Here is a 22,388-nt window from a genome sequence, read left to right on the forward strand (position 1 = left end):
CTCGGACGGCCGTGCGCCGGGCCCCGGAGGACGCGGCACCCAACCCCCCGATCGGCTTCGGTGCGCCGACCAGCATGGCAGGCGACGCCACGAACGGCCCGCGCACCCTCCCTGACCAGCACACCGAAAACGCCCGGTGAGATGCGGCTGGGCCGAGCGGAGTGCGATCTACCACCCGGACGGGGGAGCCGCCCCCGCCGATCGGTCCGCCGCCGCGACGATCCGGACGTCCGGTGCCGCCCGAACGGATCTCTGGTGATCCACACCGCGCGGATCCCGGTGTGACGGCCGGGCGCACCGCCGCACCCGGCGATGACACGATGTCGGGAACGTGGACGCCGCCGGACACGGGAGACGACGTGGACAGCACCGACCCGGGGACCGCCGCTCCCCCGGTCCCCGAGCAGGCGCGCTTCTGCGCGCGCTGCGACGGGCCCGTGGGTCGGGGCCGCTCCGGTCGGCCCGGTCCCGAGCGCGGCACGTGCCCGTGGTGCGGCGCGCCCTACGACGTCCGCCCGGATCTCCCCGCCGGTACGGAGCTCGCCGGGCGGGCGGGCCGGTACCGCGTCCGGGCGCCGATGATGCGCGGCGCCCGCGGGTGGTCCTACACCGCGACGCGCCATGGCGACGACGCGCTGATGGTGCTCGGCCGCCTCGACGGTCCCGAGGGCCCCGCGGCGGGCGAGCTGGCGGTGCGCGAGACCGAGGTCCTGCTCGCGCTCGACGTGCCGGGGCTGGTGCGGGCCCGTGACGTGGTGGCCGCCGAGGGCCGCGGTGGACCCGTGCGACTGCTGGTGCTGGACCACGTCACCGGCGAGTCGCTGGCGGCCCGCAGGCCGTGCGCGCCGGGCGAGGCCCTCGACGCCGTGCTCGGCGCGGTCGGCCCGCTCGCGGCCCTGCACTCCCACGGGCTGCTGCACGCCGACCTCAACCCGAGCAACCTGCTGACGGGTCCGGACGGCATCACGCTGATCGACCTCGGCAGCGTGCGCCGCACCGGGGACGTCCACAGCGACGTCTGGGCCACCACGGGCTTCGTGGCACCGGAGATCGAACCCGGCGGCACGGGCCCCTCGGTGGCCTCCGAGGTCTACGCGCTCGGGCGCACGCTGGCGGTGCTGCTCGCCGACTTCGACCACCAGCGCAACCACGCGATGCGCCTGCCGGACCCGGCGGGCGTGCCGGTGCTGCGCGACGACCCCGACCTGGTCGCGCTGCTCGTCCGCGCGACGGAACCCGACCCCGCGCGGCGGCACCCCGGCGTGGAGACGTTCGCGGCCGAGGCCCGCCGCGTCCGGGCCCGCTACCCGGTCGGCCCGCCGGCCCGTCCGGGGGACTCGAGCGTGGGGGTCACCGGCCCCCACGGGCCCGACCCGGAGGATGACCCCACCCGGCTCCGTGCCCACCGCGGGGACCGTGACGCCCCCGGCGCTCGCCGTGCCCGCCGCGCGGACGGCACGGGCCGTGTCGACAGTGCCCTTGACGCCCGAGGAGCGACGATCCCGTGACGGAGATGGCCGGGACCTCCCCGACGCCCGGGGCCGGGAGCAGGACCGCCGGCGACACCGGGGGCACGCCCGTGGTCGAGCGCACCGACCTGCGCGCCGACCTCGCCGAGGGCGTCGCCCCGCCCTGCCCGCACTGCGGCGACGAGGCGCCTCCGGCCCCGGACGGCGCGTGCGCGACCTGTGGGACGCACCGCCCCGCGCTGCGCGACCACGTCGAGCTGACCCTGGGCGACGCGGCGGCCGTCACCGACCGCGGGCTGCGCCGGCGACGCAACGAGGACGCGATGGAGCTCGGCCGACGGGTCGAGGGCGACGGCGAGCACCGCGTCGAGACGTGGGTCGCCGTCGTGTGCGACGGGGTCGCGTCCGCGCGTCGCGGCGACGAGGCCTCGCTCGCCGCGGTCGGCGCGGCCGTGGGCGCGGCGCTGGAGACGGCCGCGGCCCCGGCGACGCCGCCGACCGGCTTCCCGGTGGTGTCGGCCACCCACGACACCGGCCCGATCCCGGTGGTGCCGGCCGAGGCCGGCCACGCGCGGGACGCGGGCGCAGCGGGTCAGGGCCGGGCCGGCACCGGGGTCGGCGGCGAGCTCGACGCGCTGGCCACGGCGGCCTCGGCGGCGGCGGCCACCGCGGCGGCCGACCTGGGCCGCGGGGGCGGGGACAGCCCGGCGTGCACGTACGTCGCGGCCGTCGTGCGCGGCGGCGACGCGGTGGTCTCCTGGGTGGGCGACAGCCGTGCCTACTGGCTGGCCGGCGACGGCTCGTCGCGCCTGCTGAGCACCGACGACTCGTGGGCGGAGGAGATCGCGGCCGCCGGGATCATGTCGCGGGAGGAGGCGTCCCGTGACCGCCGTGCCCACGTCCTGACACGCTGGCTGGGCCGCGACGCCCCGGGCGGCCCGGCGCATGCGCGGCGGGTCCGTCTCGGCGTGCCGGGCCTGCTGCTGCTGTGCAGCGACGGGCTGTGGAACCACCTGCCCGACCCGGAGGTCCTCGCCCGTCTCGCCGCGCCCGCGCTGTCCGGGAACGGCGGCGGGCCGGGTGTCGCGGTCGGCACCGGGGTCGACATCGCCGCGGACATCACCGCCGCCGACGACGACCCGCCCTCCGAGGGCGCCCACGTCGTGCTCGCGGCGGCGACGGCACTGCTGGCCGCGGCGCTCGACGACGGCGGCCACGACAACGCCACGCTCGCGCTCGTCCCGGTGGTCCCGCCCGCCGACGCCGCCGGGCGGCCCTCCGTGGCGGTCGACGCCCGCGGGCCCGACGAGCGCACCGGCCCCATCCCGCTCGACGGGGAGGGAGTGGTCGACCGGTGAGCGACCAGGCGACCGGCGACGAGAGCACCGCCGAGAGCACCAGCGGGCCGCGCGGCTCCTGGGTCGTGACGATCGCGGCCGACCGCGACTACCACGACCAGGTCCGGGCCCGGCGGGTCGCGGACGAGCAGGCGACGGTCACGCCCGAGGACTTCCCCAGCGCTCTCGCCCCGCGCGAGGTCACGCTGTGCGGCGAGGAGGTCCGCGTGGGGCGGACCGGCGACCCGACGGGCACGGACGTGCCCGAGATCGACCTCAGCGGCCCGCCGCGCGACCCGGGTGTCTCCCACCTGCACGCCGTGCTGCTGGCCCTGCCCCGCGACCGGTGGGTCGTCATCGACGCGGGGTCGACCAACGGGACGACGCTCAACTACGCCGAGGACCCGCTGACCCCCGACACCCCGGTGCCGCTGCGGTCGGGCGACCGGATCCACGTCGGCGCCTGGACCACGCTGACCGTCGAACGCCGGTAGGTGCGCCTGCGGCGCATGTGAGCAGTTCGGAGTGCTGGGGCACTCCGAACTGCTCACTTGCCGAAGGCACCGGGCAGCGGCAGCGGCCGGGTCACGGCGTCCATCAGGGGGACGGGGCCGGTCGTCGCGCGCGGCGCGTCGCCGACGTCGGTCGGCGACGCGAGCGCCCGCGTGATGAGGAAGCGGGCGGCGAGGAAGCTCACGGGCAGCGCGAGCGCCGCCGCCACGAGCGGGGCGAGACGCTCGTCCACCCCGAGGTGCACGAGCCCGACGACCCCGACCGTCGTGGCGAGGATGTTCACCACCTGCGAGGCCGGGTAGAGCAGGAACCGCGTCCAGGTGGGCCGCACGTGGAACGTGAACCGGCAGTTCAGCAGGAACGACACCACCATCGCGACGCCGAGCCCGACGGCGTGCGCGACGAGGTAGCTCGCGTGCGGGAGGGCCAGCAGGTAGGTGCCGTAGTAGGTGGCGGCGTTGGCCAGCCCGACCAGTCCGTAGCGCACGAGTCCCGCGAGGAGCGCGCGCAGCGGTCGGGCGCGGGGAGGAGCCGGGACGGTCATGCCGGGGTGTTCGCGCGAGACGGCCGACCGGGTCAGGCCGGGACCGTCGCCGTGTAGACCGCGAGCCCCATGAGCACGACCCAGACCACGCCGAGCACCTGGAGCACCCGGTCGCCGAGGACGATCTCCTCGGGCTCGCCGCCGTTGCCGCCGTCGACGTCGACCGCGTAGCGCAGCACCGCGATGACGAAGGGGACGATCGAGACGATCGCCCAGGTCGACGGCGGGGTGGGCGCGCCGCCGGGCATCCGCGTCACGCCGATGCCGAACGCCCAGAGCCCGTAGGCCATGATCACGACCGTGGCCGAGAGCGACCACACGAACCGCAGGTACGACGCCGAGTACCGCTCGAGCGACTTGCGGATCTTCGCCCCGGTGCGCTCCGAGAGGCGCATCTCGGCGTACCGCTTGCCCGAGGCCATGAACAGCGAGCCGAACGCCATCGTCAGCAGGAACCACGGCGAGAGGTACAGCCCGGCGGCGGCACCGCCGGCGATCGCCCGCATGAGGAAGCCCGACGAGACGATGCAGATGTCGATGACCGGCTCGTGCTTGAGCCACAGGCAGTACGCCAGCTGCACGGCGATGTAGATCGCGGTGACGATCAGCAGGTCGGGGTCGGCGAGCAGGCTCACCCCGAGCGCGGCGGCGAACAGGACGATGCCCGTGATCACCGCGAGCGTCGGCGGCACGATGCCCGCCGCGATCGGCCGGTAGCGCTTCTTCGGGTGCGCCCGGTCGGCCTCGACGTCCTTGGTGTCGTTGATCAGGTAGACGCCGGAGGCGGCGAGGGAGAACGCGACGAAGGCGAGCCCCACGTACGGCAGCACCTGGAGGTCGAGCAGCTTGCCCGCCGCGAACGGCGCGGCGAGCACCAGGACGTTCTTCACCCACTGGCGCGGGCGCATGGCCTGGAGCAGGCCCAGCGGCACGGCGAGCGGGCGGGGCCGGCGCGAGGCCGTCGCGGCGGCGTCGGTGTCGTCCGTCGCCGCGGGCTCCGGCTTCTCGACGGCCGTCGAGGGGCGGTCGGCGTCCTCGTGCTCCTGGGCGGAGCTGGGCGAGTTCACGCTGGTCATGCGGTCCTCCAGCGGCCGATCGAGCCCCGGCGCACGGCACGGCGCGCGCCGAGGGCGCACGCCGTCCCGAGCACCGAGCCCGCCAGCACGTCGGTCGGGTAGTGGACGCCCAGGACCAGGCGCGAGAGCGCCATGCCGGGCACGAGGAGCGCCGCGCCGCCTCGGGAGACGGAGCGCAGCGGAGCTCGACCATCGAGACGAGGGGCGGCACCGCCGACCAGGCCGCCGTAGAGCACGGCGGCGGCGGTGGTGGACGAGGCGTGCGACGAGGGGAAGCTCAGGCGGCTGGGCGTGCCGACGTGGACGGCGACCCCGGGGTCGTGGGGCCGGCGGCGGCGCACCACGCGCTTGACGACGATCGAGGCCCCGTGCGCGGCGACGACGCCGCCGACGGCGGTGGCCCACTGGCGGCGGCGCGGCGCGTCGAGCGCGGCCCCGAGGGCGCCGAGGGCGATCCACCCGGCGGCGTGCTCCCCGAAGAACGACATCGCGCGGGCGGCCCCGACGACGGTCGGGGAACCGATGCCGTGCTGGACGGCCCGCAGGACGGCGACCTCGCCCCGGGCGGGCCCGGCGGTATCGCCGGGGCCCTCGGCACGATCGAGCACGTGGTGGTCCCTCCAGCTCGCGAGGACGTCCTGTCCGGCGTCGGATGCTACGCGGGCCTTGACAACGGCCCTGCAGTGGTCCAGTGCGCCACGCCGTGCGGCGGTCGACGCGGATCCGTGGAGATCCCCGCCGCGCGGGGGTCAGAACCACCTCTCGAGGACGGACGCCACACCGTCGTCGAGGTTGCTCGCGGCGACCTCGTCCGCGACGCAGAGCACATCGGCGTGGGCGTTCGCGACGGCGACGCCGTGCCCGGCCCACCGCAGCATGGCCAGGTCGTTGGGCATGTCCCCGAAGGCGACGACCCCGTCGGCGCCGGCTCCGTGGTGCGCGGCGGCGCGCGCCAGACCCGTCGCCTTGGTGACCCCGCGCCGGGCGCACTCGAGCAGCCCGCCGCCCGCCGAGTACGTGACGTCGACGAGGTGACCGACGGCCGGGCGGGCCGCGCGGGCCATGTCCTCGCTGGCGCGGGTCGGGTGGCGGACCAGCACCTTGGTGACGGGCTCGGCGAGCAGGTCGCCCGGCGCCACGCGGCGGTGGTCGGGGTGCGGCCACGCGTGCACGTAGGCGGCCTCGGACACGAACTGCTCCTCGCGGCGGTCGAACGCGCCGTCGCCGACGCGTTCCACGGCGAGGCCGCAGCCGGGGATCGCGGCGCGCAACCCGTCGACGACCTCGGCGAGCGCCGCGAGGTCCAGCGTCTCGGCCGCGAGCACCCGGTCGGCGGCGGCGTCGTAGAGCACCGCGCCGTTCGCGGCGACGGTCAGCGGCGCCACGCCCAGGGCGTCGCAGATCCGCGGGATCCAGCGCGGCGGGCGGCCCGTGGCCAGCACCAGCGGCACGCCGGCGTCCACCATCCGCGCGACGACCGCCCGGGTGCGCGGCGAGACCTCCTCGTCGGCGCCGAGCAGCGTCCCGTCGACGTCGGTGGCGACCAGCCGCGGCCTCTGCACCCCTCGAGACTATGACCCGGCGCGACGGGTAACCGCCGGTGATGACGACGATCGACGCGCTGCTCGACGACGCGGGCCGGACCTTCGCCGACGAGGCCGGCATCAGGCTCTCCGACGAGCCCGCCCCGCTCTACCGCCTGCTCGTGCTGAGCGTCCTGCTCTCCAGCCGCGTGCAGGCCAAGCTGGGCACCCGCGCCTGCCGCGAGCTCGTCGACTCCGGGCTCGGGACGCCGCAGAAGGTGCGCGACGCGCCGCGCGACGAGGTCCTCGGCGCACTGACCCGGGCGAAGTTCCTCAGCAAGGAACAGACCACCGACGCGCTCCAGGACGGCGCCGCCCTCGTCGCGGACCGCTGGCGCGGCGACCTGCGCCGGATGCGCTCCGAGGCCGACGGCGACCCGGCGCGCCTCGCCGAGCTCCTCACCGAGGTGCCCCGCCTCGGTCCGGTGGGCGCCGACATCTTCACGCGCGAGGTGCAGGCCGTGTGGCCCGAGTTCCGGCCGCACCTCGACGCCCGGGCCCTCGACGGCGCCGAGGCGCTGGGGCTGCCGCGCGACGCCGGGAAGCTCGCCGAGCAGGTGTCCGGCGACGACGTCGCCCGCCTCGCCGCGGCCCTCGTGCGCTCGGAGATCCAGGCTCAGCCCACGGCCCCCTGCGGTTCCACCCCGATGTAGTCCTGCCGCGCCAGCGTCGGACCGCGCTCCCACCCCGACTTCGAGCGCTCCACCGTGGTGATCCCGTAGTGGCCCACCGGCAGGTCGCGGACGACGAGGTCGACGCGCCCCCAGGGCTTGGCGGCCTGGGAGCCGGGTGCGACGGACGTCGCGAGCCGGACGTAGGTGGCGCCGACGGTGTCGAGGCGCCAGACCCCGGCGCGGTAGTCGCTGTCCTGGAGCCCGTAGTACGCCGAGGTCAGGTCCTCGTCGGCGTGGATGCGCACCGTCGAGGCCGGCGCGATGCCGTCGTGCGAGGCGACCTGGTCGACGCAGGGCCACAGCACCGCCGACATCTGGTCGACCAGCACCGGCTGGCCGGCGAGCACCGGGCCGATCGGCTGCGGACGGGCCAGGAACGGCTGGGCGACCGCGAGCCGGTCCGACCCGCGAGCGCCGGTGCTGTCGACCTGGATCCGCACGAACCTCGGGTCGCCGGGCGCGTCGACCAGCGACACGGGCCGCTGCTGCCAGGTGCGCTCGTCGGCGTGCGGGAGGTAGTCGATGCCGGTGCGTCCGAGGACGCGGGGGTTCGCCGGGTCGCCGTCGCCGAACTCGACCGACACCCGCTCGTCGGGCGGCCCGGTCTCGAGCATCGGGACGACGACGTCGGTGGCGTCGGTGCCGGGCGGGACGGGGTACCAGCCGGAGGTCACCGTGCCGCGCCCGCTGGAGTCGTCGGTGGCGTCGTGCCACACCTGCCCCAGCCCCGGGACCGGCTCGGGTGTCGGGGCGACGCTGTTGTCGACGAAGTCGCCGGTCGTGCGCGCGGGCCCCGTGGGCGCGCCGAGCGGGGCGCCGGTCGGCAGCAGCGCGGTGACGTTGTCCTCGAGCCCGCAGCCCTGCCGCACGACGTCCTTGGTGTTGCCCAGCGCCACCGTCCACCCGGGGTACTGGCGCAGCGGGGCGAGGACCATGACCGCGACCAGGCCGACGACGACGCTGACGCACGCCACGGCCAGCACGGCGGTGTCGGGGGCCGGTCGGGGCAGCCAGCGCTGCGGCCAGCGCTGGAGCGACCAGTGCGCCCACAGCGAGGCGAGCAGCGCGACCCCGATCCACACCAGCGGGTTGCGCAGGAAGATCGGGCCGAAGTGCGGGGCGAGCAGGTTCTGGCTCAGCGGCGTCGGGTAGGGGTCGGCGTGGTTGCCGAAGAACTGGCCGCGGTCGGTGTAGGGCCGCCACAGGTTCCAGCCCGCGTAGGTCACCGACGTCGCGATGACCATCACCGCGACCCCGCCGACCGTGGCCAGGGCGCGGTCGTGGCGCGGCATCGGGCCGCGCAGCAGCGCGAGTGCGATGAGCACGGTGCCCGACGCGGCGATGGCCGGGAAGTGCAGCACCCACTTCGTCGGGCTCACCGCGACGAGGACGAACGCGAGCGCCGTGGTCGCGGCGGCGTAGAGCAGCACCCGGCGCAGGGCGTCGTCCTCCGGCCCGGCGCGCCCGCTGCCCGCCGCGACCAGCAGCATCACCCCGAGGGTGATGAGGATCGGCGCGCGCTGCCCCCACGGCGTCCGGCCCGGCCCGAGCAGGGTCTGGTAGTGGACCAGCTCGTCGTACCAGGGGACGGTGTCGTAGTAGTACGCGTGCACCGCCGAGGCCTCGAGGACGTCGCCGAGCGAGGCGTCGGCGAACGCCACCGGGATCGCGACCGAGGCGGACGCGGCGAGCACGAGCAGCAGGGCGACCTGGTCGCGGCGCGGTGTCGCGACCAGGTGGGGCCAGGCCCGCGGGATCTCCACCAGCAGCGGGGCGACGGCGACGACACCGGTCGGTGAGCAGGCGATCGCGAGGGCCGCGGCCATCACCGCGCCGACGTAGAGGATCGGCGTGCCCTTGTCGCGGCCGAGCTCCACGAGCAGGAACACGACCACCGAGAGCAGCACGATCAGCGGCTCGGGCCGCAGCGTGAGCCCGAACGGCAGCCACCACAGCAGGTGCGCGGTGAGCAGCGCCCACGGCACCCAGGCCCGGCGCACCGCGGTGCGCCGGGAGATCAGCACGAAGAACGCGCGCAGCAGCGCCCACGTCGCGAGGCCGTAGAGCAGGGGCAGGCAGCGCTGCCAGACCAGTCCGAAGCCACCGATCGCGCCCCAGGCCTGCATCGCGTACTGCGAGAGCACGAAGGGGTTCTCGGTGACGTTGAACATGTAGACGGTGTTGCCGATGTAGCCGGCCTCGCCGGCGTCCCGCGCCATCAGCGGGTACCAGCTGTCGTCGAAGTTCATCGGCGCCAGCAGCACCCAGCTCCCGGAGAGCGCGACCACCGCACCGTCCGCCCACGTCAGGTGGCGGCGCACGCGCCCGCGCCAGGCCCGCGGGCCGAGCCAGCCCCGCGCCCGGCGCCACTGCCCCTGCCGGTACACGAGGACCAGGAGCACGGCGAGCGCGGCGAGGTGCAGGACGATCAGCGTCGTCTTCAGCGCGCCCGGGCCCGAGGCGTAGCGGTCGTCGGTGCGCACCGAGACCGCGAGGCCGGCGGCCGCGGGCGTGCGGTCGGTGCTGGTGGAGAGCTGGGCGATCAGCGGGGGCAGCACGTCGGTGCACGCCCCGCAGGTCAGCGCCAGCGGGGCGCCGTCCTGGGTGACCCGCAGCCCGGCCTCGTCGGCGACGACCCGCAGCCGGCAGTCGCCCGCGGGCACCGGGCCGGCCGCGACCGTCGCGCCGGACACCGTGAGGGTCGCGAAGGTCCCGGTCGAGGCCAGCACGAGCCCGCCGCCGGTGGCCGCGCCGGGGAGGGTGCGCAGGACGTCGCCGCCGCTGCGCAGGGCGGCGCAGGGCACCGTCGCGTCGAACCCGAGCGGCCGGGGCGGGTTGAGCGCCAGCTGGGTCGAGACCGTGCCACCGGCTGCGGCGGCCGGGTCCGGCCAGGTCACGGTGGTGTCCTGCGCGGTCACCGGCGCCAGCGGGACGGCGATCCCGAGCACCAGGGTGATGAGCGCCCACACGAGCACCGCGCGCCCGGACGGGCCGGGGACGGGGTCGCCCCCGTCCCCCTGGGGGGAGGTCGACCGGTCGGCGCGCACCAGCGTCGTCACCGCGCGCCCCGCGGGCGGCCGGCGGTCACGGACGGTGGTGACGGTCGGGTGTGCACTGCCGAGCAGAGTAGGTCGTGAGGACCCCGTGACGAGGTCGGGGTGGCCGCGTGTCCGCGCGGGACCCCCCGCTCAGATGATGGCGACCGCGACGACGAGGCCGAGCGCCACGTGCATCGCCCCGATCACCGCCGAGTCGGCGGTGAAGCGGTCGTCGTGCAGGCACCCGTCGACGTCGAGGCGGGCGACCGCCTCGAGCCCCCGCACCGCGAGCACCTGGGCGATGATCCCGACCAGGCCGTAGATCGAGGTGTTGAGGATGCCGGCCACGAAGCCGCCGCCGGAGATGTAGATGGCGGTGACGACGATCAGCGCCATCGACACCAGCCCCGCCGCCGACACCACCACGGCGTTGGGCCGGCCCTCGCGCACCAGCCCGCGCAGGTCGCCGGGCGTCGTGAGGTCGATGGCGAACCAGCCGATGTACATCAGCACCGCCCCGATCACGGCGTACACCGCGATGAGGCCGACGTTGACGCCCACGGTGGGCCAGAAATCGGGAGCGAGCACCTGTCAGGCCCTCCATCCGGACGAACGGGGCGCCAGACTAGCCACCACGATCAACCGACCGCGCCCTGGTACTCCACGTCCGCGTAGTCCTCCCGGGCCAGCGTCGGTCCGCGCCACCAGCCGGACCGGGAGTGCTCGGTCGTCGTCACCGCGTACCGGTCGGACGGCAGGTCGCGGACCATCATCTGCACCCGGCCCCAGGGCTTCGCGGGCACGCCGCCCGGCCGCACCGCCGTCGCGAGGCTGACGTAGGTGGCGTTGAGGTCGTCGTGGCGCCAGACGCCGCCGCGGGCGGTCCAGTCCTGGGCCTGGATGGTCGCGCCGGTGAGGTCCTCGTCCGCGGTCAGGCGGAACGCCGGCGCGGGCGCGATGCCGTCGTGCACGGCGACCTGGTCGACGCAGGGCCACAGGCTCGACGAGCTCTGGTCGGCCAGTGCCGGCGCCCCGCCCAGGAGCCCGGCCAGGGGCTCGGGGCGGACCAGGCGGGGTTCGGCGACGGCGAGCCGGTCCTCGCCCACGGTCGGGCCGGCCGTCACGACGACGCGGACGGCGTCGGTGCCGGCGGGCGCGTCGAGGAGGGAGACGGGGCGTTCCTGCCAGGTGCGTCCGTCGACGTTGGGGAGGTCGTCGAGGTCCTTGCGGCCGAGGACGCCGGTCCCGCGGCCGAACTCCACCGACGCGGTCTCGTCGGGGTCGCCCGACTCCAGCAGGGGCACGAGCACGTCGGTGGCCCCGGCCCCCGGCGGGATCGGGTACCAGCCGGTGACGAGCCCCCCGCGCCCGGACGAGCCGGGACCGTCGTCGTGCCAGATCCGCCCGAGCCCCGGCACCGCGCGGGGTGCGGCGGCCCGGGTGTCGTCGGTGTAGTCGCCGGTGGTGCGGGCCGGGGCGGTGGGCGGGCCGAACGGGACCGGTGTCGGGCGCAGCGCCGTCACGTTGCTCTCGAGCCCGCACGCGCCCTGCGCGATGTCCTTGGCGTTGCCGAGGGCCACCGTCCACCCGGGGTACTGGCGCACCGGCGCCAGCAGCATCACGCCGATCATGCCGCCGACGACCGTCAGGCACACCGCGGTGAGCACGGCCCGCTCGGGCTGGGGGCGCGGCAGGCGGCGTCCGGGCCACCGCCCGCGCGACCAGTGCGCCCACCCGGCCGCCGCGAGCGCGACGGCCACCCAGACGAGCGGGTTGCGCAGGAAGACCGGGCCGAGGTGCGGTGCGAGGAGGGTCTCGCTCAGCGGCGTCGGGTCGTTGTCGGCGTGGTTGCCGAAGGGCTGGCCCCGGTCGTTGAAGGGATGCCAGACGTTCCACCCGGCGAAGCTCACCGCCGCGGCGACGACGATCACCGCGACGCCGCCGGTCGTGGCGAGCGCGCGCTCCTGGCGCGGCATCGGGCCCCGCAGGAGCGCCACCGCCAGCATCACGGTGCCCGCCGCCGCGACCGCCGGGAAGTGCAGCACCCACTTGGTGGGGCTCGCGGCCACGAGCAGGAAGGCGACGGCCGTGGTCGCGGCGGAGTGGAGCAGGACCCGGCGCAGGGTGTCGTCGTCGGGGCCGCGGCGGGCGCTGCCGGCGGCCACCAGCGCGGTGGTGGCCAGCGTGATCAGCACCGGCGCCCGCTGCGCCCACGGCGTCTTCCCCCGCCCGAGCAGCGTCTCGTAGTGCTCGAGCTCGTCGTACCAGGGGACCGTGTCGTAGTACCAGGCGTGCACCGCCGAGGCCTCGAGGACGTCGCCCAGCGACGCGTCGGCGAACGCCACCGGGACGGCCACACTCGCCGCGGCGAGCACGACGGCGACGCCCGCCACCTGGTCGAGGCGGGTCGCCGCGACGGTTCGGGGCCAGGCCCGCGGGATCTCCACCAGCAGCGGGGCCGCGGCCACCAGTCCCGTCGGCGAGCAGGCGACCGCCAGCGCGGCGGCCATCACGGCGCCGACGTACAGGATCGGGACGTCGCGGTCGCGGGCCAGCTCGACGAGCAGCAGCACCACGACCGAGAGCAGCACGATCAGCGGCTCGGGCCGCAGCGTGAGCCCGAACGGCAGCCACCACACCAGGTGCGCCAGCAGCAGCGCCCACGGCACCCGCGCGGCGCGGACGTCGGTGCGCCGCGTGACCAGCACGAAGAACGCGCGCAGCAGCGCCCACGCCAGCAGCCCGTAGAGCAGGGGCAGGCAGCGCTGCCACACGAGGCCCCAGCCGCCGATCGCCCCCCACAGCTGGGTCACGTACTGCGACGCGACGAAGGGGTTCTCCGTCACGTTGAACATGTAGACGGCGTTGCCGATGTAGCCGGCCTCGCCGGCGTCCCGCGCCATCAGCGGGTACCAGCTGTCGTCGAAGTCGACCGGCGCGACCACCAGCCAGCCCAGCGACACCGCGGCGACCAGCGCGTCGGCGCCGGAGGCGTGCCGTCGCACGCGCTCCCATAAGCGCCCGCGCCGCCGCCGGGCCCGTGGTCGGGTCGTGCGCCGGTGCACCGTCACCAGCAGCCCGCCGAGCGCGAGCAGGTGGCCGACCAGCAGGACCGTCTTCAGCGGGCCCGGGCCGGAGGCGTAGCGGTCGTCGGTGTGCAGCGTCACCGACGGCGCCGGGGCGCCCGGCGTCGCATCGGCGCTCGTGCTCAGGCGGCTGACCTGCGGGGGCGGGACGTCGGCGCACGCCCCGCAGCGCAGGGGCAGCGGCCGCCCGTCGAGCGAGGCCCGCAGGCCCGTCGCGTCCACGGCCAGGTCGAGGCGGCAGCCGCCCGGCGGTGTCGGGGCGGTGAGCACCGTCCGCCCGGAGATGTCGACGCGCGTCGCCCCGCCACCCGCGGACACGGTCAGCCCGCCGTCGCCGCCGCCCTCGGCGGGCAGCGTCCGCAGGACGTCACCCCCGGCCCGCAGCGCGTCGCAGGGCACCGTCGCCGCGAACGACAGCGGGCGCGGCGGGCTCAGCGCGAGGGTGGTGGAGTGCGCCGTGCCGGGCGCGGCGGCCGGGTCGGGCCAGGTCACGGTCGTGTCCTTCGCCGTCACCGGCGCGAGCGGCACGGCGATCCCGAGCGCCAGCGTGACGAGCGCCCAGACGAGCATCGCGACCCCGCCGGAGCGCCGCGGGGCCTCCATCGGGGACACCTCGGCCACGGTCGCGGGTGCGGCGGCCGGAGCGGACAACGGGCGGCCACGGTAGGTCGTCCGGGCTGCGCGCCCGGGCAGGGGGGGTGGTGCGCTTCGCGCTCGTGAGCACTTCGGAGTGCTCTGGCACTCCGAAGTGCTCACATGCCGCAGGCACCTAGTCCGGGATGCGGTGCGGCACGAACGCGGCGCCGTTGTCGGTGATCAGCCCGGTGGTCTCACGGATGCCCAGGCCCGCCGAGGTGTCACCGACGATCCACGCGCCGAGCGCGGGGCGGTAGCCGTCGAACTCGGGCAGCGGGTCGAAGAGCTGGTAGACGTAGCCCTCCTCGCCGTAGACCCCGCCCGTCTCGGTCTCGTAGCCGGGGGCGACGACCTTCATGTTCGCGCCCTCGCGCCCGAGCAGCGGCTTGCGCACGTACTCGGTGAGCATCCCGGGGTCGCCGAGCGAGGCCGGGAGCAGGTTCGGGTGGCCCGGGTACATCTCCCACAGCACCGCGAGCAGCGCCTTGTTCGACAGCAGCGTCTTCCACAGCGGCTCGATCCACGCCGTCTCGGGCATGCTGCGGGCGACGTGCTTGCCGAAGTCGTCGCCCAGCACCCACTCCCACGGGTAGAGCTTGTCGACGACGGAGACCGGCGCCTCCTCGAGGTCGACGAAGCGGTCGAGCGCGGAGTCCCACCCGAGCTGCTCGATCGCCAGGCCGACGGTGTCGAGGCCCGCCTCGGCCGCGCACTCCTGCAGGTAGGCGACGGTCACGTGGTCCTCGCCGGTCGGGTCGGCCTGCGACCAGCAGAAGTGCACCTCGTTGCGGGGCAGCTTGGCCGCGACCTCGCCCCAGCGCTCGACCAGCCTCTCGTGCAGGGAGTTCCACTGGTCGTCGTCGGGGTGAACGTCCTTGAGCCAGTACCACTGGCAGATCGACGCCTCGAGCAGCGTGGTCGGGGTGTCGGCGTTGTACTCCATGAGCTTCGCCGGCCCCGAGCCGTCGTAGCGCAGGTCGAAGCGTCCGTAGACGTGCGGGTCGCCGCGGCGCCACGACGCGGCGACGGCCTCCCAGCTCCACTCGGGCAGCGCGAAGTCGCGGAACCGCTCGGTGGTGACGACGTGGTCCACGGCCTCGAGGCACATCGAGTGCAGCAGCTCGACGTCGGCCTCGAGCGAGAGGACCTCGGCCATGTCGAAGACGTAGTGCACCGACTCGTCCCAGTAGGGACGGGCGCCGTTCATCCCCATGGCCGGGGTGCCGAACACCAGCCCCTGTTCCTCGATCTTCTGCTGCCAGTCGGGGCGGGGCCTGCCGGTCGCACGCTGCACAGCCGCGATCCTGCCGTACCGGGGCCGGGCCTTCGTCTAGCTGCCCGAGGAGCTGCCGCCCGACGAGCCGCTGCTCGACCCCGACCCGCTGCTCGACCCGCTGGAGCCGCTCGAGCTGCCGCCCACCCCGAGGCCACCGCGGCTGACGGTGCCGCTGCTCGAGGTCGACCCCAGCGAGCTGCCCGAGGTGCCGCTGCGCACGCTGGTCCCGCTGGCGGGCGGCGAGGTCGACCCGCCCGAGGCGACCGTCCCCACGGGAGCCCGGGTCCCGTAGTTGTAGTGGTACTGGTTGCCGAAGCCCCCGATGAAGATCGGGACGAAGACGCCGCTGCTGTTGTAGTAGCCGCCCTGCTGCGTGCCGCCGCAGTTCTCGTCGGGCACGACGACGCCCTGCGGGTCGACGCACTGGGCGTCGACCTCGTCGGGCGCGCTGGCCGCGTAGACGACGGCGACGAGCGCGACCACGCCGACCGCGACGCCGCCGCCGACGAGCACCCGCTTGCGGATCTTCTTCTTGCGCTCCTCGGCGGCCACGGCCGCGTCGCGCTGCGCGCGTTCGCGGCGCTGGGCCTCGCGCCGGGCGCGCTGCTCGGCGACCGTGGGTTCGCGGGGCGTCGTCGTGGACGGGTCCTGGTAGCGCACCCGGCCGCGGGCGCGCTCGCCCTCGCCGCCCGAGCCCGACCCGGCGTCCGCGCCGACGGCCGCGAGCGCGCCGCTGCCGGAACCGGCGCCGGCCGCGGGGACGCCGGAGGGGGGCGTGGCGGTGTCGTCGCCGCTCGCGTCGGACCCGTCGGTCTCGTCGGCGGAGCGGTGCCAGCCGGACACCGCGGAGGTGTCGACCTTCTCGGTCGGCCGCTGGGCGTCGGCGCCGGGGAGGTCGACCTTCTCGGTGCGACGCTCCGAGGGGTCCCCGCTCCGCTCGGCGTCGGACCGCTCGTCGTCTCGTCCCGTCATGGTCCCCTCCACCCACCGTCACCGGCTCGTCACGACACCGTCCGGCGCCTGCCGGTCACCGCCGATCCTGCCCGACCCGGGTTCACCCGGCCCGGGGAATCCCGGGGTCGGCATGATGTCAGGGCCATGCTGCTCCGGGAACGTCAGTCCGGGCCGTCCGGCGAGGGCCGCCCCGACGGTGACGACGACACCGCTTTCGCCGCCGCCGGATCCAGCCGTGTGGACCGGTGGCTCGACCGTGTCCTCGGGCACGACGACGCCCGCGACCCGCGCCGCCGCGCCGCCCGCCGCGGCGTGATCGGTGTGCTGGCCGGCGCCCTCGTCATGCTCGTCGCGGCGACGGCGCTCGCCGCCACGGGGTCGGGCCCCGACGTGCTCGGGCTCTCCGGCCAGCAGGCCGGCGCCCCGGCCGCCGGCGGGTCCTCCTCCGGCGAGGACGCGCGCCCCGCGCTCACCAGCGAGCCCGGCCGGTGCCTGACCTGGAGCCGCGACGACGCCGGCGACGTCCGCGAGGTCGACTGCGGCCGCCAGCACCTCTTCGAGAGCGTCGGCGCGGTCACCGCGTCGCAGCCGCCGGGCACCCCGTTCCCGGCCGACGCGGCGTGGCAGCAGCTGGTCACCGACCAGTGCACCCCGCAGGCGACGACCTACCTGCGGGGCAAGCTCGACCCGGCCGGGCGCTACAAGGCGGGCGCGCTCAAGCCCACCCAGGCCGCCTGGGACTCCGGCGACCGCACCGTGCGCTGCGGGCTGCAGGCCCCCGGGCGCACCGGGGCGCTCTTCCCGTGGACCGGGCGGGTCACCGACGCCGACCAGGCCGTGGTCTACGACCCCGGCACGTGCCTCGCGCTCGTCGGCAAGGAGGTCTCCGACCCCGCGCCGTGCGACCAGATCCACGCCGCCGAGGTGGCCGGGACGGTCGACCTCGGGACGCAGTTCCGCGACGGCTTCCCGTCGGTCGACGACCAGGACAACTACCTGCAGCCGACCTGCCAGCGCATCGCGGAGCAGTACGTCGGCTCGGCGCAGAAGCTCACCGACTCGAAGCTCACCGTCTACTGGACGAACGTCGCCGAGGAGTCCTGGAACGCCGGCACGCGCCGGGTGAGCTGCAATCTCGGCTCGCTGCTCAGCGACAACTCCGGCTTCGCGCCGCTGACGGGCAAGGCCGCCGACGGCGTGCGCATCGGCGGGGACGCGCCCACCACGGTGCCGAACCTGCGCCCGGGTGCCCCGGCGTCGTCCACCGGCGGTGCCGCCGACGGGGGCGCCGCGACCGGCGGCACCGCCGGCCAGGCGGGCACCGGCCAGCAGGGCCAGACCGGGCAGACCGGCCAGCAGCCCGGCGTCCTGCCGAACCTGCCCGTCCCCGGGCTGGGCGGCGGCGACCAGGGCGGCGGCGGGTACTGACACCGCGGTCCTGACACTGTCGGGGTGGACGTCTCCCCCGAGCGGTTCGAGGAGCTGGTCGCCGACGCGCTCGACGACCTGCCGGAGCCGCTGACCCGCGCGATGGACAACGTCGTCGTGCTGGTCGAGGACCGCCACGGCGAGGAGCCCGAGCTGCTCGGGGTCTACGAGGGCGTCGCGCTGACCGAGCGCTACAGCGACTACGGCGGCGTCCTGCCCGACCGGATCACGCTCTACCGGGCCGCGCTCGCCGACGTGTGCGACGACGAGGACGAGCTGCGCGAGGAGGTCGCGGTCACCGTCGTCCACGAGATCGCGCACCACTTCGGCATCGACGAGGAGACCATCCACCGCCTGGGCTGGGGCTGACGTACGTGAGCGAACTCTGGGCCAATAGGCCCAAAGTTCGCTCACATACCGACTCAGCCGCCGGTCGGGTCGTGGGACTCGGGGAGGCCGCCGGGGACGGCGCTGCGCCAGGCGACGAGCTCCCAGGCGCCGCCGCGGGGGCGCAGCACCACGCGTCCGCAGTTGGCGACGTGGTCCTCGTCGCCGCCGGGGGTGCCGACGTGCTCCACGAGGTCCTGCGCGGCCAGGCGCAGCGCGGCGCCGTGGCTGACCAGCACGATCGTGCCGCCCGCCGGGTGGCGGTCGCGCAGGTCGGCGACGGCGGTCCGGTAGCGGTCGAGCACCGCGCGCCCGCTCTCCCCGCCCGGCTGCGCCACGTCCACGTCACCGGACTGCCAGCGCTCGACCACGCGGCGGAACTCCGCGATCGCCGGCTCGTCGTTGCGTCCCTCGAGGTCGCCGACCTGCGCCTCGTGCACGCCGCCGATCTCGACCGGCGCGAGGCCGAGGTGCTCGCCGACGAGCGTCGCCGTCTCCCGCGCCCGCCGCGCCCGCGAGTGGTAGAGCCCGGTGACGGTGCCGTCGTGGCCCTCGGCGAGCTCGCGGCCCAGCGCGGCGGCCTGCGCCCGGCCCAGGTCGGTCAGCGGCGGGCCGGGCAGCACCGTGTCGAGGATCCGCTCGACGTTGGCCTGCGTCTGGCCGTGCCGGGCGAGGACGAGGCGCAGGTCGCTCATGCGCCGGTCCCGTCGCGCAGCGCCTCGAGCCAGGCGGCGGCCGCGGCGTGGTCCTTCGCGGTCTGACCCGCTCCGGGCTCGGGGAGGTACCCGGCGTCGTCGTCGCTGGGCCCGAGCCGCGCCTGCGGGTAGGAGCCGAGGAAGCGCACCTCGGTGCAGCGCCGCCGCAGCGCCGCGAGCGCCTCACCCATCGCGGCGTCGGCGACGTGGCCGGTGCCGTCGAGGAAGAACCAGTACTCGCCGCGGCGGTCCTTGAGCGGGCGCGACTCGATGCGGGTGAGGTCGACCCCGCGGACCGCGATCTCGGTGAGCACCGCGAGCAGCGCGCCCGGCCGGTTCACCGTGGTCGCCGCGAGCGAGGTGCGGTCCGCCCCGGTGGGCGCGGGCAGGCCGGGCGGCCCGGGCGGGCGCACGAGCACGAACCGCGTCACCGCGTCGCCCGTGTCGTGCACGCCCGACGCCAGCTCCACGAGCCCGTGGTGGGCGGCCGCGACGGGCGCGCACACGGCGGCGTCGACCGCGCCCGCGGCCACCTGCTCGGCGGCGGCGGCCGTGGACCCGGTGAGCCGTACCTCGGCGCCGGGCAGGTGCTCGGCGATCCAGCGGCGGGTCTGGGCCTCGCCGTGCGGGTGCGAGGCGACGCTGCGAACGTCGCCGAACCCCGTGCCCGGCCGGACCAGCACCGAGAACCGCACCGGCAGCAGGATCTCGCGCACGATCACCAGCGGCGGCTGCTCGACCAGGCCGTCCATCGTGGCGGGCACCCCGCCCTCGACGGAGTTCTCCACCGGCACGCACGCCGCCTCGGCGTCGCCGCGGCGGACCGCGTCGAGCGCGAGGGTGGTGCTGGGCATCGGGAACGTCGCGGGCTCGGGGTCGCCGAGGGCGTCGCCCAGCACGGCCGGGGTCAGGGTCCGCAGGGCCTGTTCGCAGAAGGTGCCGTGCGGTCCGAGGAACGCCACCCGGAGGGCCGAGCTCCCCTGCGCGCGCTGACCGGTCACGGCACCCGACACTACGGGCCCGCGCCGGTCGCCCGTCGGTGACGTCGCTCCGGCCCCCGTGTCGCCCTACAGCAGGCCGAGACGGGCCAGCTCGCGGCCCTGCGCGGCGACGGCGGTGGAGCCGAACGACGAGAACAGCGCGCGCACCCGCACCGCCGCGTCGGGCCCGACCCCGCCCAGCTCGGCGGCGAGCGTCCCGCCGTCGGTGACCCGCAGGGCGTCGCCGATGTCGTCCTCCACGTCGGCGCCCGGGCGCGCGCCGAGCGCACGGACGGTCGCAACCAGCAGGTTCAGCCAGCCGTGGTGGGTGAAGCCGGTGTCGGGATCGGTGTGGCGCACCGCGGCCTGCAGGCCGAGGCTCGCCGTGAACGACCGCCCGGCGCCGACCGCGAGGGCCAGGAACCCGGCGACGTCGTGCACACCGGGGAACGCCCCGGCCCGGCCGCCGCCGCAGCGCAGCTTGGGCCGGCAGCCGTGGTCGACGACCCGGCGGACCCCGTCGAGCCAGTCCGACGAGCCGTCGAGGTCGGGCCGGCGCGGCTCGACGACGGCGACCACGTCCTCGGGCACGAACTCGGTGACGCGCTCGAGCCAGACGCTGTCGACGTCGTGCGGCGCGGGCATCTCGACCGTGCGCGGGTCGAGCAGGGCCGCCCGCGACGACGTCAGCGACAGCGCCTTGGGGACGCCGCCGAGCCCGGTGTCGACCGACAGCGCGACGGGCACGGGTGCCGACGGCCGGCGCTTCACGAGCACCGCGACCAGCTCGGAGAGCCGGGAGACGGGCACGACCAGCGAGCCGAGCAGACCGCCGGCGTCGGTGGCGCGGGCGGCGAGGTGCTCGTCGACGACCGTGGCCATCTCCGGGCGCGGCCCCTCGGCGACGAGCGCGGCGTCGTCGACGATCGCGCGGAGCAGCGGGGGCACACCGTCGACCGGTGCCCCGCCGGCCTGGGGGACGGTGGACACGCCCGCACGGTAGCGCTCTCCCCACGGGCGCCGGGCCACGGGCCCACAGATCCACTCGGCGCGCAGGAGGGGCTCGCGTCGGCGGGCGAAGTTTGATTAGGCTCCCCTTACTTCGCCGCATCCGAGGGAGTCCGATGGCCAGGAGCCGACCGCCGGAAACGTCGCTGCCGCCCGTCCCCCCGCCCGCCGAGCGGGCGCGGACCCTCGCCGGGCGCGCCCGGCACGCGGCCGTGATCGGGTCGTCGGACCCGGACGGCGAGCTGCGCGCCGCACCGACGCTTCACCACGTGCCGTCGACCGGGGCGGCGACGCTGCAGTTCCCGGAGGACCACCCGCTGGTGCTCCACGTCCGCGAGCGGGGCGAGGCCCTGCTGCCCGTGATGCTCGAGCTCGCCGACGTCGCCCCGGTCACCGTGCGACGACCGGTGCGCGGCCTGCTGTGGATCAGCGGGCGGCTGCGGGTGCTGCCGCTGCGGGTCGCCCGGCGTGCCGCCCTGCGGATCGCCGCCGAGCACCCCGACGAGCGCCTGCTCGACGTCGGCCACGGCGAGACGCTGCTGCGGCTGGAGCCCGCGATGGTGGTGCTCTCCGACGCCGAGGGCACCGAGGCGCTGGCACCGACCGCGATGGCCGCCGCGCCGCCGGACCCCGTCGCGACCACCGGCGACGCCTGGCTCGCGCACCTCGCCGCCGCGCACGCCGGCACGCTGTCGGCGCTGGTCCCGCAGCTGCCGCCGCACCTGCGCCGCGGCGGGCACCGACTCGCGCCCCTCGGTGTCGACCGGCTGGGCCTGCGGCTGCGGGTGGAGGGCGACGACCCCGGCCGCAGCGACCACGACGTCCGCCTGCCGTTCGCCGCGCCGCTGTCGTGCCCCGGTCAGCTGGGAGCGGCCGTGCGCGCCCTCATCGGCTGGGACGGCCAGCAGGAGCAGGGGATGCGGCCTACGACGGGACCGACTCCGCCGCGCGCAATGGGCGCGTGACCTTCCGCTCGGCGACGAACGAGACGAACGGGATCGTCCCGGCCAGCGCCACGAGCACGGCCCGGCCCACCGGCCAGCGGTCGCGGTAGGCGAGGTCGGCCGTGAGCAGCAGGTAGCCCATGTAGAGGAAGCCGTGGACGGGCCCGACGACCGCCACGACCGTGGGGTCGCCGGCGAGGTACTTCAGCGGCATCCCGATCAGGACGAGCACGAGCAGGCCGACGCCGACCACCCACGCCCCCACGCGGTAGCGCTTGAGGGCCCGCGCGATCTCCGGGGTGGGCGGGGCCACGTCGGTGCCGGTGGTCACGACGGATCGGTCTCCTTGCTCGGGGTCTCGCGGGCGGCCAGCTCCGCGTACATGAGGTTCCAGCGCGCCCTCTCGGGCGCCGGGGTGGCGTCGTCGTCCTCCGCGACGGCGTCCGCCGGCCGCGGCCCGAAGGGCGAGCCGGCGGGCATCGCCCGCACGGGCTCCGGCGCCGCCGCCGACGGCGCGGGCTCCTCGGCGCGCAGCTCCTCGAGCGCCCGCGCCTCCGCGCGCAGCATGCGCCACCACAGCGCGGCGAAGAACAGGCCGAACAGCGGCCACTGGAACGCGTAGCCGGCGTTGAGCAGCGACCCGCCGGGCGACTCGGCGCGCAGCAGCTGCCAGTAGGCCATCCCGAGGCACACGATCACCGCGGCCACGGCGAGCAGCGTCCACCCGATCCAGCGCGGGGTGACGAGCAGACGCAGCACG

The 22,388-nt window shown here is 76.2% G+C and carries 21 protein-coding genes; 7 read left to right on the top strand and 14 right to left on the bottom strand.

What is annotated here, in order from left to right:
- Positions 1–359: 359 nt before the first annotated feature.
- From ACR9E3_RS23245 to ACR9E3_RS23255, 3 genes are read left to right on the top strand one after another with little or no spacing between them, the layout of a single operon-like run.
- Positions 360–1,508: a protein kinase domain-containing protein gene (locus ACR9E3_RS23245; protein ID WP_460382962.1), complete on the top strand. Its 1,149-nt coding sequence runs from the start codon at positions 360–362 to the stop codon at positions 1,506–1,508.
- A 5-nt stretch (positions 1,509–1,513) separates the two neighbouring features.
- Entirely contained in the window at positions 1,514–2,827 is a 1,314-nt protein-coding gene (locus tag ACR9E3_RS23250) for a PP2C family protein-serine/threonine phosphatase (RefSeq protein WP_460383039.1), read from the top strand.
- Positions 2,824–3,300 carry an FHA domain-containing protein gene (locus ACR9E3_RS23255; RefSeq protein WP_460382964.1) on the top strand — a complete coding sequence of 159 codons (477 nt, stop codon included), beginning with the start codon at positions 2,824–2,826 and terminating at the stop codon, positions 3,298–3,300. The genes ACR9E3_RS23250 and ACR9E3_RS23255 overlap by 4 nt, the downstream gene beginning before the upstream one ends.
- Before the next feature lie 53 nt (positions 3,301–3,353).
- On the opposite strand, the gene ACR9E3_RS23260 is transcribed toward ACR9E3_RS23255, so the two are convergent.
- The 4 genes from ACR9E3_RS23260 to ACR9E3_RS23275 all read right to left on the bottom strand — a co-directional run bounded on the left by ACR9E3_RS23260 (position 3,354) and on the right by ACR9E3_RS23275 (position 6,501).
- A complete protein-coding gene (locus tag ACR9E3_RS23260) occupies positions 3,354–3,863 on the bottom strand; it encodes a GtrA family protein (RefSeq protein WP_460382965.1) in 510 nt (169 codons plus the stop codon).
- Positions 3,864–3,895: 32 nt separating this feature from the next.
- Complete coding sequence (locus ACR9E3_RS23265) at positions 3,896–4,939, bottom strand: decaprenyl-phosphate phosphoribosyltransferase (protein ID WP_460382966.1); 1,044 nt, start codon at positions 4,937–4,939, stop codon at positions 3,896–3,898.
- Positions 4,936–5,547: a phosphatase PAP2 family protein gene (locus ACR9E3_RS23270; RefSeq protein WP_460382967.1), complete on the bottom strand. Its 612-nt coding sequence runs from the start codon at positions 5,545–5,547 to the stop codon at positions 4,936–4,938. The genes ACR9E3_RS23265 and ACR9E3_RS23270 overlap by 4 nt, the downstream gene beginning before the upstream one ends.
- A gap of 141 nt (positions 5,548–5,688) precedes the next feature.
- The gene (locus ACR9E3_RS23275; protein ID WP_460382968.1) at positions 5,689–6,501 is read right to left on the bottom strand and encodes an HAD family hydrolase; all 813 of its coding nucleotides are present in this window, start codon (positions 6,499–6,501) and stop codon (positions 5,689–5,691) included.
- Between the two features lie 41 nt (positions 6,502–6,542).
- Here ACR9E3_RS23275 and ACR9E3_RS23280 point away from each other — a divergent pair, with 41 nt between their 5' ends.
- A complete protein-coding gene (locus tag ACR9E3_RS23280) occupies positions 6,543–7,175 on the top strand; it encodes an endonuclease (RefSeq protein WP_460382969.1) in 633 nt (210 codons plus the stop codon).
- Here the strand turns inward: ACR9E3_RS23280 and ACR9E3_RS23285 are convergent.
- The 5 genes from ACR9E3_RS23285 to ACR9E3_RS23305 all read right to left on the bottom strand — a co-directional run bounded on the left by ACR9E3_RS23285 (position 7,139) and on the right by ACR9E3_RS23305 (position 16,204).
- Positions 7,139–10,255 (bottom strand): arabinosyltransferase domain-containing protein, encoded by a 3,117-nt coding sequence (locus tag ACR9E3_RS23285; protein ID WP_460382970.1) that lies wholly within the window; start codon positions 10,253–10,255, stop codon positions 7,139–7,141. The genes ACR9E3_RS23280 and ACR9E3_RS23285 overlap by 37 nt on opposite strands.
- Before the next feature lie 129 nt (positions 10,256–10,384).
- Positions 10,385–10,822 (bottom strand): DUF350 domain-containing protein, encoded by a 438-nt coding sequence (locus ACR9E3_RS23290; RefSeq protein ID WP_460382971.1) that lies wholly within the window; start codon positions 10,820–10,822, stop codon positions 10,385–10,387.
- A gap of 50 nt (positions 10,823–10,872) precedes the next feature.
- A complete protein-coding gene (locus tag ACR9E3_RS23295) occupies positions 10,873–13,923 on the bottom strand; it encodes an arabinosyltransferase domain-containing protein (protein ID WP_460382972.1) in 3,051 nt (1,016 codons plus the stop codon).
- A gap of 166 nt (positions 13,924–14,089) precedes the next feature.
- On the bottom strand, positions 14,090–15,250 hold the full coding sequence (locus tag ACR9E3_RS23300; RefSeq protein ID WP_460382974.1) for a glutathionylspermidine synthase family protein: 1,161 nt from the start codon (positions 15,248–15,250) through the stop codon (positions 14,090–14,092).
- Positions 15,251–15,286: 36 nt separating this feature from the next.
- Positions 15,287–16,204, bottom strand: a complete 918-nt coding sequence (locus ACR9E3_RS23305; protein WP_460382975.1) for a hypothetical protein — start codon at positions 16,202–16,204, stop codon at positions 15,287–15,289.
- A gap of 126 nt (positions 16,205–16,330) precedes the next feature.
- Between ACR9E3_RS23305 and ACR9E3_RS23310 the strand changes: the two genes are divergently transcribed.
- Together ACR9E3_RS23310 and ACR9E3_RS23315 are read left to right on the top strand one after the other, a co-directional pair.
- Positions 16,331–17,614, top strand: coding sequence for a septum formation family protein (locus ACR9E3_RS23310; protein WP_460382977.1), 1,284 nt, complete (start codon positions 16,331–16,333; stop codon positions 17,612–17,614).
- 24 nt (positions 17,615–17,638) lie between these two features.
- Positions 17,639–17,983: a metallopeptidase family protein gene (locus ACR9E3_RS23315; RefSeq protein WP_460382978.1), complete on the top strand. Its 345-nt coding sequence runs from the start codon at positions 17,639–17,641 to the stop codon at positions 17,981–17,983.
- Positions 17,984–18,036: 53 nt separating this feature from the next.
- Here ACR9E3_RS23315 and ACR9E3_RS23320 read toward each other — a convergent pair whose 3' ends face one another.
- The 3 genes from ACR9E3_RS23320 to ACR9E3_RS23330 form a co-directional block, all read right to left on the bottom strand.
- Positions 18,037–18,696 (bottom strand): histidine phosphatase family protein, encoded by a 660-nt coding sequence (locus ACR9E3_RS23320; RefSeq protein ID WP_460382980.1) that lies wholly within the window; start codon positions 18,694–18,696, stop codon positions 18,037–18,039.
- Positions 18,693–19,697 (bottom strand): prephenate dehydratase, encoded by a 1,005-nt coding sequence (pheA, locus tag ACR9E3_RS23325; protein WP_460382981.1) that lies wholly within the window; start codon positions 19,695–19,697, stop codon positions 18,693–18,695. Before pheA ends, ACR9E3_RS23320 begins: the two co-directional genes overlap by 4 nt.
- Before the next feature lie 66 nt (positions 19,698–19,763).
- Complete coding sequence (locus ACR9E3_RS23330; protein WP_460382982.1) at positions 19,764–20,666, bottom strand: hypothetical protein; 903 nt, start codon at positions 20,664–20,666, stop codon at positions 19,764–19,766.
- A 134-nt stretch (positions 20,667–20,800) separates the two neighbouring features.
- On the opposite strand from ACR9E3_RS23330, the gene ACR9E3_RS23335 reads away from it, so the two are divergent.
- The gene (locus ACR9E3_RS23335) at positions 20,801–21,649 is read left to right on the top strand and encodes a DUF2470 domain-containing protein (RefSeq protein ID WP_460382984.1); all 849 of its coding nucleotides are present in this window, start codon (positions 20,801–20,803) and stop codon (positions 21,647–21,649) included.
- Here ACR9E3_RS23335 and ACR9E3_RS23340 read toward each other — a convergent pair.
- Together ACR9E3_RS23340 and ACR9E3_RS23345 are read right to left on the bottom strand one after the other, a co-directional pair.
- A complete protein-coding gene (locus tag ACR9E3_RS23340) occupies positions 21,609–21,959 on the bottom strand; it encodes a DUF3817 domain-containing protein (RefSeq protein ID WP_460382985.1) in 351 nt (116 codons plus the stop codon). The genes ACR9E3_RS23335 and ACR9E3_RS23340 overlap by 41 nt on opposite strands.
- Positions 21,956–22,387: a hypothetical protein gene (locus ACR9E3_RS23345; protein ID WP_460382986.1), complete on the bottom strand. Its 432-nt coding sequence runs from the start codon at positions 22,385–22,387 to the stop codon at positions 21,956–21,958. The genes ACR9E3_RS23340 and ACR9E3_RS23345 overlap by 4 nt, the downstream gene beginning before the upstream one ends.
- Position 22,388: the final 1 nt, after the last annotated feature.

It is taken from the genome of Actinomycetospora sp. C-140 (genome assembly GCF_054796175.1).